The organism is Corynebacterium mendelii (genome assembly GCF_017307055.1).
Classification (GTDB): Bacteria; Actinomycetota; Actinomycetes; order Mycobacteriales; family Mycobacteriaceae; genus Corynebacterium; species Corynebacterium mendelii.
The window spans coordinates 97,260-114,325 of record NZ_JAFLEQ010000017.1 but is presented as its reverse complement, the minus strand read 5'-3'; the positions used below and the strand labels follow the sequence as shown (position 1 = coordinate 114,325).

Here is a 17,066-nt window from a genome sequence, read left to right as displayed (position 1 = left end):
GATCATCCGCCATGCCCGCCACCATCGGTGACATCCCCATCCCGGAACCCAGCCCCCACTTCCTGGCGCTGCGGCACGCCCTGCGGCGGGCCTGTCCGGACGGCGGGCTGGCGGTGGGATGCTCCGGGGGGCCGGATTCCCTGGCGCTGGTGGCTGCCGCGGTCGCCGAAACCCCGCAGGTGCATGCCCTGATCATCGACCACGGGCTGCAGCAGGACCACGCGGCGGTGGCGGCCACGGCCGCCGCCACCGCCCGCCGCCTGGGGGCGGAAGCCGAGATCATCCCGGTGACGGTCCCCGCCGCGGCGGTGGCGCGCGGCGGGGTGGAGGCTGCGGCACGTGCCGTGCGGCTTGACGCCTTGACAGCCCGGGCAGCAGCGTTGGGGCTGGATGTGGGCTTGGCGCACACCCAGGATGATCTGGCCGAAAACCAGCTGATCAGCAGTCTGCGGGGGCAGCCGAACAGTATGCGGCCGGTCAGTGTGCGCGGCCCGGTGGTGGTGCGGCGGCCATTTCTCGGGGTGCGCCGTGCCGACACCACCGGGGCGATGAAAGAACTCGGCGTTGACTACTGGGACGACCCGATGAACAGTGACCCGTCTTTTCTGCGGGTGGCCATCCGCCGGCAGATCATCCCGCAGCTGGCGGCGGTGATCGGCGGGGATCCGGTGGCGGCTTTGGCCCGGGCGGCGGCAATCGGCGCCGACAACGCCGGATTTGTCGCCGCCGCCGCCGAGAAACAACTCGCCGAACTCACCGACACCGACGGGCGGCTGTCGGTGACGCTGGCCTGCCGCCCCGAACCGCTGCGGCGGGCGGTGATCGCCGCCTGGCTGACCGGCCACGCGGTGGCGGTGAGCGCGAAGAAACTCGCCGCCATCGACTATCTGCTCACCGACTGGCACGGCCAGGGACCGGTGGCCGTCGGCAAAGCCGGTGCCGGCCGCCGGTTGGTTGTCACGCGCAAAGGTGGCAAGCTGGCAGTTGCCGCAGGCGGTCCATCCCTGCCCGCCGCGCCCGCCCCGGGCGGGCGCCGGCAGCTGCCGGACAGACCACCGACCCCGCATCCCCCGTTGAACACCACCGTCACGAAAGACCAGCCACGCGATGATGACCACCCCCCCAGCCCGCCCGGTACCAGCCAACGCCTACGGCGATGATGTGGAACGGGTTTTAGTCACCGAGGACGAACTGCACACCCGGATCCAGCAGATGGCCGACAAAGTCTCGGCGAAATTCGGCGACGAAGACGACGACATCATTCTCATCGGGGTGCTCAAAGGGGCGGTGTTTTTCATCACCGATTTCGCCCGCGCCCTGACGATTCCCTCCCAGATGGAGTTTATGGCCGTATCCTCCTACGGCAACCAGACCTCCTCCTCCGGGGTGGTGCGGATTCTCAAAGATCTCGACCGGGACATCACCGGCCGCAACGTCATCATCGTCGAAGACATCATCGACTCCGGGCTGACGCTGTCGTGGCTGATCAAAAACCTAAAAAACCGCGGCCCGAAATCGCTGGGGGTGGTGGCGCTGCTGCGCAAACCCGACGCGGTGAAAACGAAACTCGACCTGGAACTGCAGGATCTGGGATTCGACCTGCCCAACGAATTCGTCGTCGGCTACGGACTCGATTTCGCCGAACGCTACCGGGACCTGCCCTTCGTCGGGGTGCTGCGCCCGAGCGTCTACCGGTAAACCCGACCCCGGCCGGCGGGGCTGGTTTCGGTGATACCGCGGCCGGTAGCTACTGTTAGAGACCTGAAAAAGTCGGCGCTACTGGGCCGGGCCGCGGTCTGCGGCCCGCGCCAGTGCCCCGTGCACCCGACACCACGACCGACAGAAAGGCGGCCGGCACCCCGACTCATCCCCCGTGCCACCAGTTCACCACCCCCACGGTTGCAGCACAACCGTTGCGCCGGTGGGGCGGCACCCCGGGTTGTGGAGCGGCTGGTTTTTAAAGGATGGACAACAAAAAGATTCTGAGGTACGGCCTCATTGCCGCCGTGGCGCTGATCGCCCTGTACGTGATGACCATCGTCACCGATGACACGCGCGGCTACCGGACGGTCGACACCTCGATTGCGGTGGCCCAGCTGGCTGACGGCAACGTGAAAAAAGCCCGCATCGACGACCGGGAACAGACGCTGAATCTGCAGCTGACCAAGGCCATCAAGGTCGAGGACAAAGAGGGTGTGGACAAAATCACCACCCAGTATCCGGCGCGGACCTCCCCGAAGATTTTCGAGCTGGTGGAGAAAGCCGAACCGGAATCGTTCACCACCAAGGTCACCAAGGATTCCTTCCTCGGTTCGATGCTGATGATGATGCTGCCGATGCTGCTCATCTTCGGGTTGATCATGTTCGCGTTTTCCCGGATGCAGGGCGGCGGCATGGGCATGTTCGGTTTCGGCGGCTCGAAAGCCAAGGAACTCAACAAAGACATGCCCACCAACACCTTCGCCGATGTGGCCGGGTGTGAGGAAGCCGTCGACGAACTGCACGAAATCAAAGACTTCCTGGAAGACCCGTCACGGTATGAGGAACTGGGGGCGAAAATTCCGCGCGGCGTGCTGCTCTACGGGCCACCCGGAACCGGTAAAACACTGCTCGCCCGGGCCGTGGCCGGGGAAGCGGGGGTGCCGTTCTATTCGATCTCCGGATCCGATTTCGTGGAAATGTTTGTCGGTGTCGGTGCCTCCAGGGTGCGGGATCTGTTCAAGCAGGCCAAAGAAAACAGCCCCTGCATCATCTTCGTCGACGAAATCGATGCCGTCGGCCGACAGCGCGGCTCCGGCATGGGCGGCGGACACGATGAGCGGGAACAAACCCTCAACCAGCTGCTGGTGGAAATGGACGGTTTCGGTGACCGGGAAGGCGTCATTTTGATGGCCGCCACCAACCGGCCCGATATTTTGGATCCGGCGCTTTTGCGCCCGGGGCGTTTCGACCGGCAGATCCCTGTGACCAACCCGGATCTCGTCGGCCGGGAACAAATCCTCACCGTGCACGCCGACGGCAAACCGTTGGCCCCGGATGTGGATTTGAAGGCGCTGGCCAAACGCACCGCCGGGATGTCCGGTGCCGATCTGGCCAACGTGCTCAACGAAGCCGCCCTTCTCACCGCCCGCATCGGCGGCAATGTGATCACCGCCGATGCCCTGGAAGAAGCCACCGACCGGGTGGTCGGCGGCCCGCGGAGATCCTCGCGGATCATCTCCGAGCACGAGAAAAAAGTCACCGCCTACCACGAGGGCGGCCACACGCTGGCTGCCTGGGGGATGGAAGACATCGACCGGGTGCACAAGGTCACTATTTTGGCCCGCGGCAAAACCGGCGGGCACGCCATGACCGCCGGCGACGATGACAAAGGCACCTACACCCGGGCGGAGCTTTTTGCCCGGCTGGTCTTTGCCATGGGTGGGCGTGCGGCGGAAGAACTGGTCTTCGGCCAGCCGACCACCGGGGCGTCCGCCGATATTGAGCACGCCACCAAAATCGCCCGCGCCATGGTCACCGAATACGGCATGTCCCCGGCGGTGGGAACCGTCAAATACGGTGAAGAACAGGGCGATCCGTTTGCCGGCTACGGCGGCGCCGGGGGCAGCCTCGACTATTCGCCGAAGGTGGCCGCCACCATCGACGAAGAAGTGGAATATCTGCTGGCCAAAGCCCACCGGCAGGCCTACAGCATTTTGTCCGACAACCGGCAGTACCTGGACCGGTTGGCGGAGAAACTGCTGGAAAAGGAAACCCTGCGCAGGCCCGACCTGGAGGCGTTGTTCGGGGATCTCCCGCGGCGGGCATCCGGGGAAGTCTTCCCCGGGGAAGACGCCGACTTCCCCCGCCAGCCGGGCTTTGAACCGGTGAAAACACCGGCCGAGATCGCCAAGGAAAAAGGTGTCCAACCGCCGAAACGGTTCTCCATTCTGGAGGCGTCGAAAGCAGCCCGCGCGCGGCGGGAAAAACAGCTCGCCGTCTCCCCGGCGGAGTCGTCTTCCGCTGCCGGTGACAGCTCCGGCGGCGGGCCGGGGGCGAAAACCTACAGCCACTCGCCGGTCTACGGTGGGGCCACCCCGCCGCCGCCGGACTGGGAAGTCCCCGGATGGCAGGAAACTCCCGCACCGCAGCGGGGCGACACACCGCATCCCGGACACCGGTCCTACCCGGCGGACGGTGCCGGCAGCGCCCATGACCGTCCCACACCGCCGGAGAGTGAACTCATTGGTTTCCGGCTGCCGGACAACGAGCGCCCCGACCACCCCGAAGAGGACGGCTGGGGGCAGGCCGAGTACCGCAGCCAGTTCGATGACCTGCCGGACGGGGATGACTGCCCGGCCACCGGTGACAGTGACGGCACCGCCGGCGGGCACGCCGAACAAGTGGATCCGCACACCGGCAGTGACCGTTTCGGTGACGCCGACGGTCCGGAACACACCCCCCGGCCCGGCACCCCGGGGCAGGGCGATGACCCGTGGAGGTCGAAGTGACCGGGGTGGATATGCCGCGGGCGGAAGCCGCGGTGAAACAACTGCTGCTGGCCATCGGCGAGGATCCGGAGCGTGAAGGCCTGAAAGACACCCCGGCCCGGGTGGCCCGGGCGTGCGCGGAAATATTCGCCGGCCTGCACACCGACCCGGCCGGGGAGCTGTCGACCGTGTTCAACGAGGACCACCAGGAGATTGTGCTGGTGCGTGATATCCCGGTGTATTCGGTGTGCGAACACCACCTGGTGCCCTTTTTCGGCACCGCCCACATCGGCTACATTCCCAACCACACCGGCACCGTCACCGGCCTGTCGAAACTGGCGCGGCTGGCCGACATGTACGCCAAACGCCCCCAGGTGCAGGAACGGCTCACCCGGCAGATCGCCGACGCCATCGTCGACCGGCTCGACCCACAGGCGGTGATCGTGGTCCTCGAGTGCGAGCATCTGTGCATGTCGATGCGGGGCATCCGGAAACCGGGGGCGGTGACAACCACCTCCGCGGTGCGCGGCGGATTCAAGAAAAATGCCGCCTCCCGGGCGGAAGTGCTCTCTTTGATCGGAATGAAAAGGTAGAAACCCCACTGATGGCTGCCCCGCATTCACCCACCACCGCCTTCCCGCCGGTGAGTCTTCCCGGTATTCCCGCCGCCGCCACCACGCAGGTGATGGGCATTGTCAATGTCACCGACGATTCTTTTTCCGACGGTGGACGCTACATCGACCATGACCGGGCCATCGCCCACGGCACAGAGCTGGCCGCCGCCGGTGCGGCCATTGTGGATGTGGGCGGTGAATCCACCCGCCCCGGGGCAACAAGAGTCACCGAACACCAGGAACTGGACCGGGTGATACCGGTGGTGGAGCAGCTGTCGGCGGCCGGTATCGCCGTGTCGGTGGACACCATGCGGGCCGAAGTCGCCCGGCAGGCGGCCGCCGCCGGGGCGGTGTTGATCAACGATGTCTCCGGGGGGTTGGCCGACAATGACATGTACGCCGCCATCGCCGACGCAGGTATCGCCTGCTGTCTGATGCACTGGAAAACCGACCGTTTCGGTGACGCCGCAGGCTTGGCCGGGCACCATCCGGACACCATTGTCGACGAGGTGCGCGCCCACCTGGACCGGTTGGCCGGGCGGGCGGCCGCCGCCGGGGTGGGCGAGCATTTGATCACCGTCGACCCGGGGCTGGGTTTCGCCAAAACCCCGGCCGACAACTGGGCGCTGATCCGCGGGCTGGACACGATCATGGCCGACGGCCGGCCGGTTCTGGTCGGTGCCAGCCGCAAACGCTTTCTGCAGCAGGTCCGTTCAGCCCGCCGGGGGCAGGTGACGCCGGTGGATGCCGACGGGGCGACTGTTGCGCTGACTGCCCTGGTCGCGGCGAAAAAAGTGTGGGCGGTGCGCACCCACGAAGTGGCCGCCAACGTCGACGCCTGTCAGGTGGCGGCACTGGTCTCCGGCAGGGCAGGTGGTAGCGATGGCTGACCGTATTGAGATCACCGGCCTCCATTTCACCGCCTGCCACGGGGTGCTGGAAGAGGAAAAAACCACCCCGCAGCCCTTCGTGGTCGATATCCGGCTGTGGCTGGACTGCGCGCCGGCCGCCGCCACCGATGATATTGCCGCCACCGTCAGCTACGCCGATGTTGCCGGGATTGCGGAAAAAATAGTGTCCGCCCAACCGGTCAACCTGATCGAAACCGTGGCCGCCCGCATCGCCGATGATGTGCTGGCCACCTACCAGATGCTGCATGCCGTGGAGGTTACGGTGCACAAACCCCAGGCCCCGCTGCCGCAGCGTTTCGACGATGTGGCGGTGGTGGCCCGACGCTCCCGGCCACGGCGCGGCCCGGGCCGGGCGGGGGAGTGAGACCATGCGGGATATCTGCGGCCGACTACGGGCGGAAAGGGGGGCACCCTGATGCGTGCGGTGATCTCCATCGGGTCGAACATGAACGACCGGTTAGCCCTGATGACCGGTGTCTACCGGCATTTTTACCACGATCTTGTGGCAGTCTCCTCGATGTGGGCCACCCCGCCGTGGGGTGGGGTGGAACAGGACGAATACCTCAACGCGATCCTTGTCGTCGACACCTCCCTGACCCCGCTGCAGCTGCTGCGGGAAGGCCAGGCGCTGGAGGATGCGGCGGAAAGGAAACGCACCATCCGCTGGGGGCCACGCACCCTTGACGTCGATATCGTGCAGTGCACAACACCCGACGGTGACAGCGGACAGGAAGAGATCCTCTCCGACGATCCGGTGCTCACCCTGCCGCACCCGTGGGCCACTTCCCGGGCTTTTGTCCTCCTGCCGTGGCTGGAAGCCGAACCGGATGCACAGCTGCTGGGCCGGACGGTGAGGGAATGGGTCAAAGAACTCGACCCGGCCGATATCGGCCAGCTGCGGGCGGTGGCGAGTTTTCCGCCGCGGGAAACAAGCCGGTAAAAAACAAGTCAATACAACACATGCCCTTTTCAGCTGCGGCATCCCGGGCAAAAAGCGGATGCCACGGCAGGGGACAACACACGATCAGGCTGGCGTGGCGCCAGTGGAGAAAGGACGCACCGGTGACGAAGACCGCAACAGCGAACCTGGTGTTCGCCGGTTGTTTCTGCGCGGCCGCCGCTTTCATTCTGGTGCGCCGCTTCTACGGATCCCTGCCGCCCGCCGCGGTCGGGGCCTCGGTCACGCTGTGGGCGCTGGGGCTGGTGTGCTTTGTCATGGGGCGGAAAATCCGCGGCATGATCGACGACCGCAAAGTCGGCATGGACCGCAGCCAGATCAGCCCCACCCAGGTGGCCCAGTGGCTGGTGGTCGGCCGGGCCTCAGCCTGGACCGGGGCGATTGTGGGTGGCGCCTATCTGGGGGTCACCGCCTGGCTGGCCATGAAGCTGCCGGTCCTGGACGCGGCGGCCGATGATTTTCCCGGCGCCCTGGCCAGCCTGGCCGGTGGGCTGGTGCTCAGCGTGGCCGGAGTGTATCTGGAACGCTCCTGCCAGGCCCCGCCCCCACCCGCCGCACAGGCCGCCGAACAAGCCTAGGCGCCCCGGATTTTTTGGTGCTGAGCAGGCCATTGTGATCCCCTCCCGGCCTGGTGCGTGGGGTAGGCGGGGCCGGTGGTACCGATGTGACTTGCAGCCTGAATGGGTACATACAGGACACGATCGCGTAACATTGTGGGGTAAAAGGCCAGTCGAATTTTTTTACCCGGACAGATTGGAAGCCATGAGTGACACCGTGCCGCAGGGTACTGAAGCCGAACTCGAGGAAAACGAGTCCCAAGCAACCGACCGCGGACAAATCGTCCTGACGGTTTTGGTGATCCTCGCCCTCGGCGCGTCGATCGCCATGCTGTTCACCGATTCCGCCGCCGTGATGAAAGTCGCGGCGTTGGCGGCATTGTGGGCATCGTTTCTCGGGGTATTCCTAGTCTCCCGGTACCGCAGGCAATGGGCGCATGAAAAATCCCGCGCCACCGAAATGTCGCGCACCCATGCCGCGGAGCTTGCCCACGAGCAGGAACTGCACCGTGAGCAGGAGCTGCTCATGGAGCAAAACTACGCCGATGCGCTGCGCGACCAGCAGGACCGGGCCCTGGCGGAGATCTCCGCGCAGCTGGCGGAGATGCGCGCCGTCCTGGAAGCACTCACCGGCGGTGACTGGACCTATGATCCCCCCACCCTGCATGTCGAGGCCCGCCGACGCGGTGAATTGACCGGCACCGACTGGCCGGACGCCGATATGGTGGCGACCTACACCGCCGGACCCGACCATGCTGAGCAGGCCGATAAACGCCGCAAAGAACTGGAAAAGCAGCGCCGCGACCAGGAACGCAGCGCCGCCGATTCCTCCGGTGCCAGCGACGCGGCCAAAAAAGCCGAAGCCATCAAACGGCAGCGGGCCGAAGCCGATGCCCAGGCCAAACGCAAAGCCGAGGAAGCCCGCAAAAAGGCCAACGAAGAAGCAACCAAAAAAGCTGAGGAACTCCGCCGCCGCAAGCAGCAGGAACAGCAGCAAGCCCCGGCGAACGAAGAAACAAGCGCCGCCGACAAGGCCCGCGAACTGCAGGAACAGCAGCGCAAAGCCGACGAGCAGCGGCGCAGCAAGCAGATCGAGGACGCCAAACGCAAAGCCGAGCAGGAAGCCAGGCGCAAAGCCGAGCAGGCCCGCCAGCGTGCCCTGGAAGAAGCCAAGCGCAAGGCCGAGGAAGCCAAACGCAAGGCCGCGGAAGAGGCCCGTAAGAAGGCTGAAGAGGAAAAGCGCAAGGCTGAGGAGGAAGCGCGGAAGAAGGCCGAGGAAGAGCGCCGGCGCCGCATGGAAGAAGCCAAACGCAAGGCAGAGGAAGAGGCCCGTAAGAAGGCTGAAGAGGAAAAACGCAAGGCCGAGGAAGCCAAGCGTAAAGCCGAAGAGGAAGCCCGGAAGAAGGCCGAGGAAGAAGCCAGGCGCAAAGCCGAGGAAGAGCGCCAGCGCCGCATAGAAGAAGCTAAACGCAAGGCTGAGGAAGAGGCCCGTAAGAAGGCTGAAGAGGAAAAACGCAAGGCTGAGGAAGCCAAGCGTAAAGCCGAAGAGGAAGCCCGGAAGAAGGCCGAGGAAGAGCGTCAACGCCGCATAGAGGAAGCAAAGCGCAAGGCTGAGGAGGCCCGCCGCAAGGCTGAAGAGGAAGCCCGCCGCAAGGCCGAGGAAGAAGCCAAACGCAAGGCCGAGGAAGAGGCTCGCAAGAAGGCTGAAGAGGAAAAACGCAAGGCTGAGGAAGCCAAGCGTAAAGCCGAAGAGGAAGCCCGGAAGAAGGCCGAGGAAGAAGCCCGTCGCCGCGCCGAGGAAGAGGCTCGCAAGAAGGCTGAAGAGGAAAAGCGCAAGGCTGAGGAGGAAGCGCGGAAGAAGGCCGAGGAAGAGGCCCGCCGCCGCGCCGAGGAAGAGGCCCGCCGCAAGGCCGAGGAAGAGGCCCGTAAGAAGGCTGAAGAGGAAAAACGCAAGGCTGAGGAAGCCCGCCGCAAAGCGGAAGAGGAAGCACGCCGCCGCGCGATGGAAGCTGCCCGGCAGCGGGCCGAAGAGGAAGCCCGCCGCCGCGCCGAGGAAGAAGCCCGTAAAAAGGCTGAGGAAGAAGCCCGCAGGAAGGCTGCTGAAGAGCAGGCCCGCCGCCGGGAGGCCGAGCGGATCGCCGCGGAAAACGACGAGCATGCCGCCCGGGCGCGTAAGGGCCGTATCGCCATGACCGCCACCGGACCGCTGGTATTCGACGACAACTCTGAGGCCGCCCGCCGTAACCGCCCGCACCGTCATTCCCGCGACGAACAGGAACCGGACCGTTCGGTGTTCTCGGTACAGGAGGTCAACGCCACCTACCGTGACGACGGCACCCCGCGCCGGCACCGCCGTGACACCCGCGGCGGCGGATCCTTTGACACCGGTTCCTTTGCGTCGGTGCGCTGGGACGAAGGCGGCACCGCCGCCACCGGTGACACCAGCCCCGCCGGCCACCGTCGTGAGGAACGCCCCGACACCCCCCAGGCTGCCGCACCCGAACCGGAGGTTATCGATGAGGCCGACTTCGGGATCATCGACCGGGCCCGCCGGGCCGATGGCGCCGATGATGTGAGTGTGGCCGATCTGCTGCGCCTGTCGCGGGAGAAAAGGAAGAAAAATTCCTGATCATTCAACCCCGGCACTGCATGCTGGAATCGTGACCGACAGCCCGTCAGGAGAAATCCTGGCGGGCCGTCTGGTTCAGGCAGGGCATGTGGTCACCGGTATCACCCGTATCCCGCCGTCCCCGGTCCCCGGCGGCAGTTCCGGCAGCCCGGATGAGACTGTACTGGCAAGTGAACTGCTCCTGATTGATCTGCACCGGGACAATCTGCTGGCCTTTGCCGGCCATTTCACCCCGGCGGCGTCCAACCGCATCATCATCCACACCTGTGCCTCGGTCGGGGTGGCTCCGCTGGCCGCGGCCGGTGACCAGCGCATCATTGCCGCCGCCACTCCGCTGGCGGTACTTGACGCCGCCCACCCGGATAATCTTGACGGATGTTTCTGGGCTGTCACCGCCCACGGGCTGCGCAATAAAGCGGTGACGGAAGTATTCATCGAGGATCTTCAGGGCCGGGTACTCGATGTCCCGGACAGCATGCGCCCCGGGCTGGCCGCCGCCCTGGCGCAGGCAACCGGACACACCGCCACAGTGATCAGTGATGCAGTCAACCAATTGACTTCTGCTGTGGGGGAGCGGGAATTCGCGGTCGCGGCTTTGCGCCATCTGCTGGCCCAAACCGTGCAGGCCGGGTTGGAGCCACCGGCGGCCCGCCGCCAACACAACCAGCAGCCCGCCTGCGGCTACACCGCGGGACTGGGGGACCCGGATGAGGCTGCCCTGGCCCATGCGGCAGTGACTGATCCCTCAGCTGCCGAGGCGTTCATGCATCTGATCCGCCGCACGGCGCAAACAACCGGTGCGCTGGATGTGGAACTGTGGACCCACACCGCCGGCAGCTGACCGCGGCGGTCCCGCCGCGGCCCGGCGGGACCTGTCCGTGCTGTGCTGCATGAAGGTGGACTAGTCTTGTGGCCGTGAGTCAAGCAAAAAACACCCCGGTCCCCGACAACGACGACGACAATGCCCCCGAGCAGATCCGCATCCGCAAAGACAAGCGGGCCAAACTCATCGAGCAGGGCATGGATCCCTACCCGGTGCAGGTGGAGCGCACCCATTCCCTGAAACAGGTGCGCGAGGCCTACACCGTGGTCGCCGAAGGGGACACGGCCACCCCGCGCGACGGTGTCACCGTATTGGGTGTCGGCGAGGAAACCGACGATGTGGTCTCGGTCGCCGGCCGCGTTATTTTCGTCCGCAACACCGGCAAACTGTGTTTTGCCACCCTGCAGGACGGCGACGGCACCCAGCTGCAGGCCATGCTGTCGCTTCGGGAAGTCGGCGATGACGCGCTCGCCCTGTGGAAGTCCGATGTGGACCTGGGCGATATTGTCTCTGTCACCGGCCGGGTTATCTCCTCCAAGAGGGGTGAGCTGTCGGTGATGGCCACCAGGTGGCAGATGGCCTCCAAGGCGATCCGGCCGCTGCCGGTGGCCCACAAGGAGATGAGCGAGGACACCCGCATCAGGCACCGCTACACCGACCTGATTATGCGGGAACAGGCCCGCGCCAACGCCATGACCCGCATCAAAGTGATGCGTGCCCTGCGCCACCACCTGGAAGGCGAAGGCTTCGTCGAGGTTGAAACCCCGATGCTGCAGACCCTGCACGGCGGCGCCGCGGCCCGGCCGTTTGTCACCCACTCCAATGCTTTGGATATCGACCTCTACCTGCGTATCGCCCCCGAGCTGTATCTGAAAAGGTGCGTGGTCGGCGGTATCGACCGGGTCTTCGAGGTCAACCGCAACTTCCGCAACGAAGGCGTGGATTCCTCCCACTCGCCGGAATTCGCCATGCTGGAGACCTACCAGGCGTGGGGCACCTACGACGACGGCGCGGAAACCATCAAAAACCTCATCCAGGCCGTGGCGGTGGAAGTCTTCGGCTCCACCACCGTCACCCTGGCCGACGGCAGCCAGTACGACCTCGGCGGGGACAAGTGGACAACCATCGAAATGTATCCCTCGCTCAACGAGGCGCTGCAGCGCAAATTCCCCGGCCAGCCGGAAGTCACCATTGATTCCACCGTTGAGGAGCTCCAAGCCATCGCCGATGTCATCGGCCTATCGGTTCCCGAACACGGCGGCTGGGGCCACGGCAAACTGGTGGAGGAAATCTGGGAGGTCTTGTGCGAAGACCAGCTGGAAGGCCCGATTTTCGTGCGTGACTTCCCCGTGGAGACCTCCCCGCTGACCCGCCAGCACCGCTCCAAACCAGGCGTGACCGAAAAATGGGACCTCTATGTCCGCGGTTTTGAACTGGCCACCGGCTACTCGGAGCTGGTTGACCCGGTTATCCAGCGGGAACGTTTCGTCGACCAGGCCCGCCTGGCCGCCAACGGCGATGACGAAGCCATGGTGCTCGACGAGGACTTCCTCACCGCCATGGAACAGGGCATGCCGCCCACCGCCGGCTGCGGCATGGGTATCGACCGCCTGCTGATGGCCCTGACCGGCCTGGGTATCCGGGAAACCGTGCTGTTCCCGATTGTCAAACCCGAAGCAAAACAGTAGAAGGTCAAACAACCACCGGCAGCCGATGAGGTTGCCCGCCACGGCCCGCGTCAGGCTGTGCCCCGGTGTCACCACCGGGCACATCCTGGCGCGGGCCGCAGTCGTGTCACGGCAAGAAAAAACCGTCCCCGTCGGCGGCTGCCGTGGACCGGGCAGTCTCAACCGGGCGGGGAGAACAAGCGGGAGGCGCATGCCACCGTGTTGCGCCGGTTGACCGGCCCACGCGGTAGGAGCGGGCGGCGCCGCAGCTGTGTGCGTAAAACGGCTGGGGAGTAAAGGGGCAAGGCACACAATGCGTGTAAAAATTTCCGCGATGAAAACCGCTCGCACACGCTAAAACAGCGCCCTTTCATCCCCGCCCGGAAACACCGGCGCCAGACAGCTGTGGCATCGTGCGCCGGGAAAGCATGGTTGGTTTCCCGGCGGGTTGGCCGGAGGGATCACCCCACACTTGCGGGGTGGACGAACCTGGCTGTTTGCCCCCTGCCGCGCAGCGATAAGACTGCGCGTTCGATCATTGCCATGAATCCGGCGAGAACAAAGAAAAACACGTAGACCAGGACAATATTGCGGATCGTCGCACCCCAGCCGATGGTGGGCACATCAACAATGCTGTAGGGGTAAAACCCGCCGGTGACCTCACCGCGGTAGAGCATCCACGCCGTCCAGGTCACCGGGATCACCAGACACCAGGCGACGGTTTTGAACGTCACGTCGCACCTGCCGCGGGCCGGGATCGACACAAGCCACACAAGCGGTACCGCAAACGGAAGCACCGTGTGCATCGTCGGGGAGGTAATTGTCCACACCCCGTGGTACGGGTCGTGGGTGAGCACGAAGTTGTAGACAATGCCGGTCACCGCGATCATGGTGACCGCATTGATCCGCAGGACCGCCGAAAAACGGCTTCGTGCCAGCACAATCAGCCCGAACAGGATCGCGGCCAGAGTCGACCAGATCGTGAAGTAGGAGTAGTAGGCGAGAAGCTTTTCGCCGGCGGTGGAAAACTCCGGCCAATCGGAGAAAGGCTCCTGTGCGGTCGCCCAGGACGCCACCGTCAAAACGATGGCCGCCAGGGCGCTGACAGCAAGGCTGATGCGTGTGATGACAATGTGCTGCACGCCATCACGATACCGGCGCTTGAGCTGGAACTGTCCCCGGCACCCCCGCCGGTAAAAACGGCTGTTCGGGCTGCACAGCAGATGTGAACAGTCCCTTGACCGGATGCTGGAAGGGGGTGCAGCCCGCCGGGGATGCTCCCGCCGGGTTGGGGGACAACCACGTCTGTGCCTGCTGCCGCGGGGCTGCGGCCGGTGTGAACCCCAGGTGATGACCTGCTGTTCGCTTAAGGCGTACAGTGCGTAATTCATACCGGGAAATATGCGTTGAGCAGGAAAAACAATTATTTTTTGTGGGGGTGGGTGTGTCTTGTCCACAGGCTGCCTGCGCCAAGCGGGCAGGCAATATCGGGCCGCCGCGTTAGAGTGGACCCACTTACTGAGAATGATCTTTGCGTGTGAAGGGAATGGCTAATGTTCGAGAGGTTCACCGACCGGGCCCGCCGCGTCATCGTGCTGGCGCAGGAAGAGGCCCGGCTTTTAAACCACAACTACATCGGTACCGAGCACATTTTGCTCGGCCTCATCCACGAGGGTGAGGGAGTTGCCGCCAAGGCACTTGAGTCGATGGGTATTTCCCTGGATGCGGTGCGCCAGGAGGTCGAGGAAATCATCGGCCACGGCTCGCAGCCGCACACCGGCCATATCCCGTTTACCCCCCGCGCCAAGAAGGTTCTTGAACTGTCGCTGCGCGAGGGTCTGCAGATGGGCCACCGCTACATCGGCACCGAATTCCTGCTGCTCGGCCTGGTCCGTGAGGGCGAAGGCGTGGCAGCCCAGGTGCTGGTGAAACTGGGGGCGGATCTTCCCTCCGTGCGCCAGCAGGTCATCAAACTGCTGTCCGGTTACGACAACAACCAGTCCGGCTCCCCGGAAATGCCGGCCGGTCCGGAAACCGCCGGAGCCGGTGCCGCCCCCGGCGGCCGCCCGCAGGGTGGTCCCGGTGAGCGCTCCAATTCACTGGTTCTCGACCAGTTCGGCCGGAACCTCACGCTGGCGGCCAAGGAAGGCAAACTGGATCCGGTTGTCGGCCGTGAAAAAGAGATCGAACGCATTATGCAGGTGCTTTCCCGGCGCACCAAGAACAACCCGGTGCTCATCGGTGAACCCGGTGTCGGTAAAACCGCCGTCGTCGAGGGCCTGGCGCTGGATATCGTCAACGGCAAAGTCCCGGAGACACTCAAAGACAAGCAGCTGTACTCGCTGGATCTGGGTTCCCTGGTGGCCGGTTCCCGCTACCGCGGTGATTTCGAGGAACGCCTGAAAAAGGTGCTGAAAGAAATCAACCAGCGCGGTGACATCATCCTGTTCATCGACGAGATCCACACCCTGGTCGGTGCCGGTGCCGCGGAAGGCGCCATTGACGCAGCCAGCCTGCTGAAGCCGAAACTGGCCCGCGGTGAACTGCAGACCATCGGTGCCACCACCCTCGACGAGTACCGCAAGCACATCGAAAAGGACGCCGCCCTGGAGCGTCGTTTCCAGCCGGTGCAGGTGCCCGAGCCCTCCGTCGAGATGACCATCGACATTCTCAAAGGTCTGCGGGACCGCTACGAGGCCCACCACCGGGTCTCCATCACCGATGGTGCGCTGGCTGCTGCCGCCAACCTGTCGGACCGCTACATCAACGACCGGTTCCTGCCCGACAAGGCCGTCGACTTAATCGACGAGGCCGGTGCCCGCATGCGCATCAAGCGGATGACCGCGCCGGAGGGCTTGAGGGAAATCGACGAGCGCATCAACGATGTGCGGCGGGAAAAAGAAGCCGCCATCGACAACCAGGACTTCGAGAAAGCTGCGGGCCTGCGGGACAAAGAACGCAAACTTTCCGAGGAACGCGCCGAGAGGGAAAAGCAGTGGCGTTCCGGTGACCTGGAGGAAATCGCCGAGGTCGGCGAGGAGCAGATCGCCGAAGTGCTGGGCACCTGGACCGGTATCCCGGTGTTCAAACTCACCGAGGAGGAATCCTCCCGCCTGCTGCGCATGGAAGACGAACTCCACAAGCGCATCATCGGCCAGGACGATGCGGTCAAAGCCGTGTCCAAGGCGATCAGGCGTACCCGTGCGGGCCTGAAGGATCCGAAGCGGCCCTCCGGTTCGTTTATCTTCGCCGGTCCCTCCGGTGTCGGTAAAACAGAGCTGTCGAAGGCTTTGGCCGAGTTCCTGTTCGGCGAGGAAGATGCCCTCATCTCCATCGACATGGGTGAATTCCACGACCGGTTCACCGCTTCGCGCCTGTTCGGCTCACCCCCCGGCTACGTCGGCTACGAAGAGGGCGGGCAGCTGACCGAGAAGGTCCGCCGCAAGCCGTTTTCGGTGGTGCTGTTCGACGAGATCGAAAAAGCCCACAAAGAGATCTACAACTCGCTGCTGCAGGTGCTGGAAGAAGGCCGCCTCACCGACGGCCAGGGACGCATCGTCGACTTCAAGAACACGGTGCTGATTTTCACCTCGAACCTCGGCACGCAGGACATCTCCAAGGCCGTGGGTCTCGGTTTCTCCGGCCAGACCGGCATGGATGAGGACGACCAGTACGACCGGATGAAGCAGAAGGTCAACGACCAGCTGAAAAAGCACTTCCGTCCGGAGTTCCTCAACCGTATCGATGACATCGTGGTCTTCCACCAGCTGACCCGCGACCAGATCGTCGAGATGGTCGACCTTTTGATGCACCGCATCGAAAAGGCCCTGGCGCAAAAAGACATGGGGATCGAACTGACCGACCAGGCCCGTCAGTTGCTGGCCAAACGCGGTTTCGACCAGGTGCTCGGCGCCCGGCCGCTGCGCCGCACCATCCAGCGCGAGATCGAGGATGTGTTGTCCGAGAAGATTCTCTTCGGCGAACTGGGTGCCGGCGAGATCGTCACCGTCGGTGTCGACAACTGGGACGGCACGGGCAAGGGCAAGGACGCGGAGTTCACCTTCACCCCGCGGCCGAAGCCGCTGCCGGAGGACAAGTTCGAGGACTACTCCGACGACACCCGTGAAGCGATCAAGGATGTCGCCGATGCGGCAGGTGACAACGAGGTTCCGGAGACCGAGACCGCCTTTCTGATCGAGGAAAGTGACGCCGCGGACTCCGACAAGAGCTAGCTTGTTGCCGCCGGTGGCATGCTGTGTCACCGGCGGATGGGGGCACATATTCCCGGCGGGATCCGGGTGGGCCAGGTCGCTGCGCCCCACCCGGGTCCCGCCGGTTTTTTCACCTGCTGCCAAACCGGTGGGACCAATCTCACGCCGGCAATTTTCACCGCCCCGAAAACACCTGTCCGCCGGGTGGTGAAAAGCACTGTTTTTCT

13 protein-coding genes are annotated in these 17,066 nt (G+C 64.6%); 12 read left to right on the top strand and 1 reads right to left on the bottom strand.

Annotated features, from left to right (window positions below; all coding sequences use genetic code 11):
• Positions 1–11 precede the first annotated feature (11 nt).
• The 11 genes from tilS (at position 12) to lysS (ending at position 12,649) form a co-directional block, all read left to right on the top strand.
• Positions 12–1,160, top strand: coding sequence for a tRNA lysidine(34) synthetase TilS (tilS, locus tag JZY06_RS10835; protein ID WP_207279572.1), 1,149 nt, complete (start codon positions 12–14; stop codon positions 1,158–1,160).
• Positions 1,111–1,698 carry a hypoxanthine phosphoribosyltransferase gene (hpt, locus tag JZY06_RS10830; RefSeq protein ID WP_207279571.1) on the top strand — a complete coding sequence of 196 codons (588 nt, stop codon included), beginning with the start codon at positions 1,111–1,113 and terminating at the stop codon, positions 1,696–1,698. Before tilS ends, hpt begins: the two co-directional genes overlap by 50 nt.
• A 266-nt stretch (positions 1,699–1,964) precedes the next feature.
• Positions 1,965–4,490, top strand: coding sequence for an ATP-dependent zinc metalloprotease FtsH (ftsH, locus tag JZY06_RS10825; RefSeq protein ID WP_207279570.1), 2,526 nt, complete (start codon positions 1,965–1,967; stop codon positions 4,488–4,490).
• Positions 4,491–4,501: 11 nt separating this feature from the next.
• Positions 4,502–5,062 (top strand): GTP cyclohydrolase I FolE, encoded by a 561-nt coding sequence (gene folE / locus JZY06_RS10820; protein ID WP_207279764.1) that lies wholly within the window; start codon positions 4,502–4,504, stop codon positions 5,060–5,062.
• Between the two features lie 92 nt (positions 5,063–5,154).
• Complete coding sequence (folP, locus tag JZY06_RS10815; protein WP_207279763.1) at positions 5,155–5,973, top strand: dihydropteroate synthase; 819 nt, start codon at positions 5,155–5,157, stop codon at positions 5,971–5,973.
• On the top strand, positions 5,966–6,358 hold the full coding sequence (gene folB, locus JZY06_RS10810; RefSeq protein ID WP_207279569.1) for a dihydroneopterin aldolase: 393 nt from the start codon (positions 5,966–5,968) through the stop codon (positions 6,356–6,358). The genes folP and folB overlap by 8 nt, the downstream gene beginning before the upstream one ends.
• A 51-nt stretch (positions 6,359–6,409) precedes the next feature.
• Entirely contained in the window at positions 6,410–6,934 is a 525-nt protein-coding gene (gene folK / locus JZY06_RS10805; protein WP_207279568.1) for a 2-amino-4-hydroxy-6-hydroxymethyldihydropteridine diphosphokinase, read from the top strand.
• A gap of 122 nt (positions 6,935–7,056) precedes the next feature.
• Positions 7,057–7,530, top strand: coding sequence for a DUF3180 domain-containing protein (locus tag JZY06_RS10800; protein WP_330617272.1), 474 nt, complete (start codon positions 7,057–7,059; stop codon positions 7,528–7,530).
• Positions 7,531–7,714: 184 nt separating this feature from the next.
• A complete protein-coding gene (locus JZY06_RS10795) occupies positions 7,715–10,138 on the top strand; it encodes a DUF6779 domain-containing protein (RefSeq protein WP_207279566.1) in 2,424 nt (807 codons plus the stop codon).
• 31 nt (positions 10,139–10,169) lie between these two features.
• Entirely contained in the window at positions 10,170–10,979 is an 810-nt protein-coding gene (locus tag JZY06_RS10790; protein ID WP_207279565.1) for a 6PGD fold domain-containing protein, read from the top strand.
• A 74-nt stretch (positions 10,980–11,053) separates the two neighbouring features.
• Positions 11,054–12,649 carry a lysine--tRNA ligase gene (gene lysS / locus JZY06_RS10785; protein WP_207279564.1) on the top strand — a complete coding sequence of 532 codons (1,596 nt, stop codon included), beginning with the start codon at positions 11,054–11,056 and terminating at the stop codon, positions 12,647–12,649.
• 440 nt (positions 12,650–13,089) lie between these two features.
• On the opposite strand, the gene JZY06_RS10780 is transcribed toward lysS, so the two are convergent.
• Positions 13,090–13,770 (bottom strand): Pr6Pr family membrane protein, encoded by a 681-nt coding sequence (locus JZY06_RS10780; RefSeq protein ID WP_207279563.1) that lies wholly within the window; start codon positions 13,768–13,770, stop codon positions 13,090–13,092.
• 411 nt (positions 13,771–14,181) lie between these two features.
• Between JZY06_RS10780 and JZY06_RS10775 the strand changes: the two genes are divergently transcribed.
• A complete protein-coding gene (locus JZY06_RS10775; RefSeq protein WP_207279562.1) occupies positions 14,182–16,860 on the top strand; it encodes an ATP-dependent Clp protease ATP-binding subunit in 2,679 nt (892 codons plus the stop codon).
• Positions 16,861–17,066: the final 206 nt, after the last annotated feature.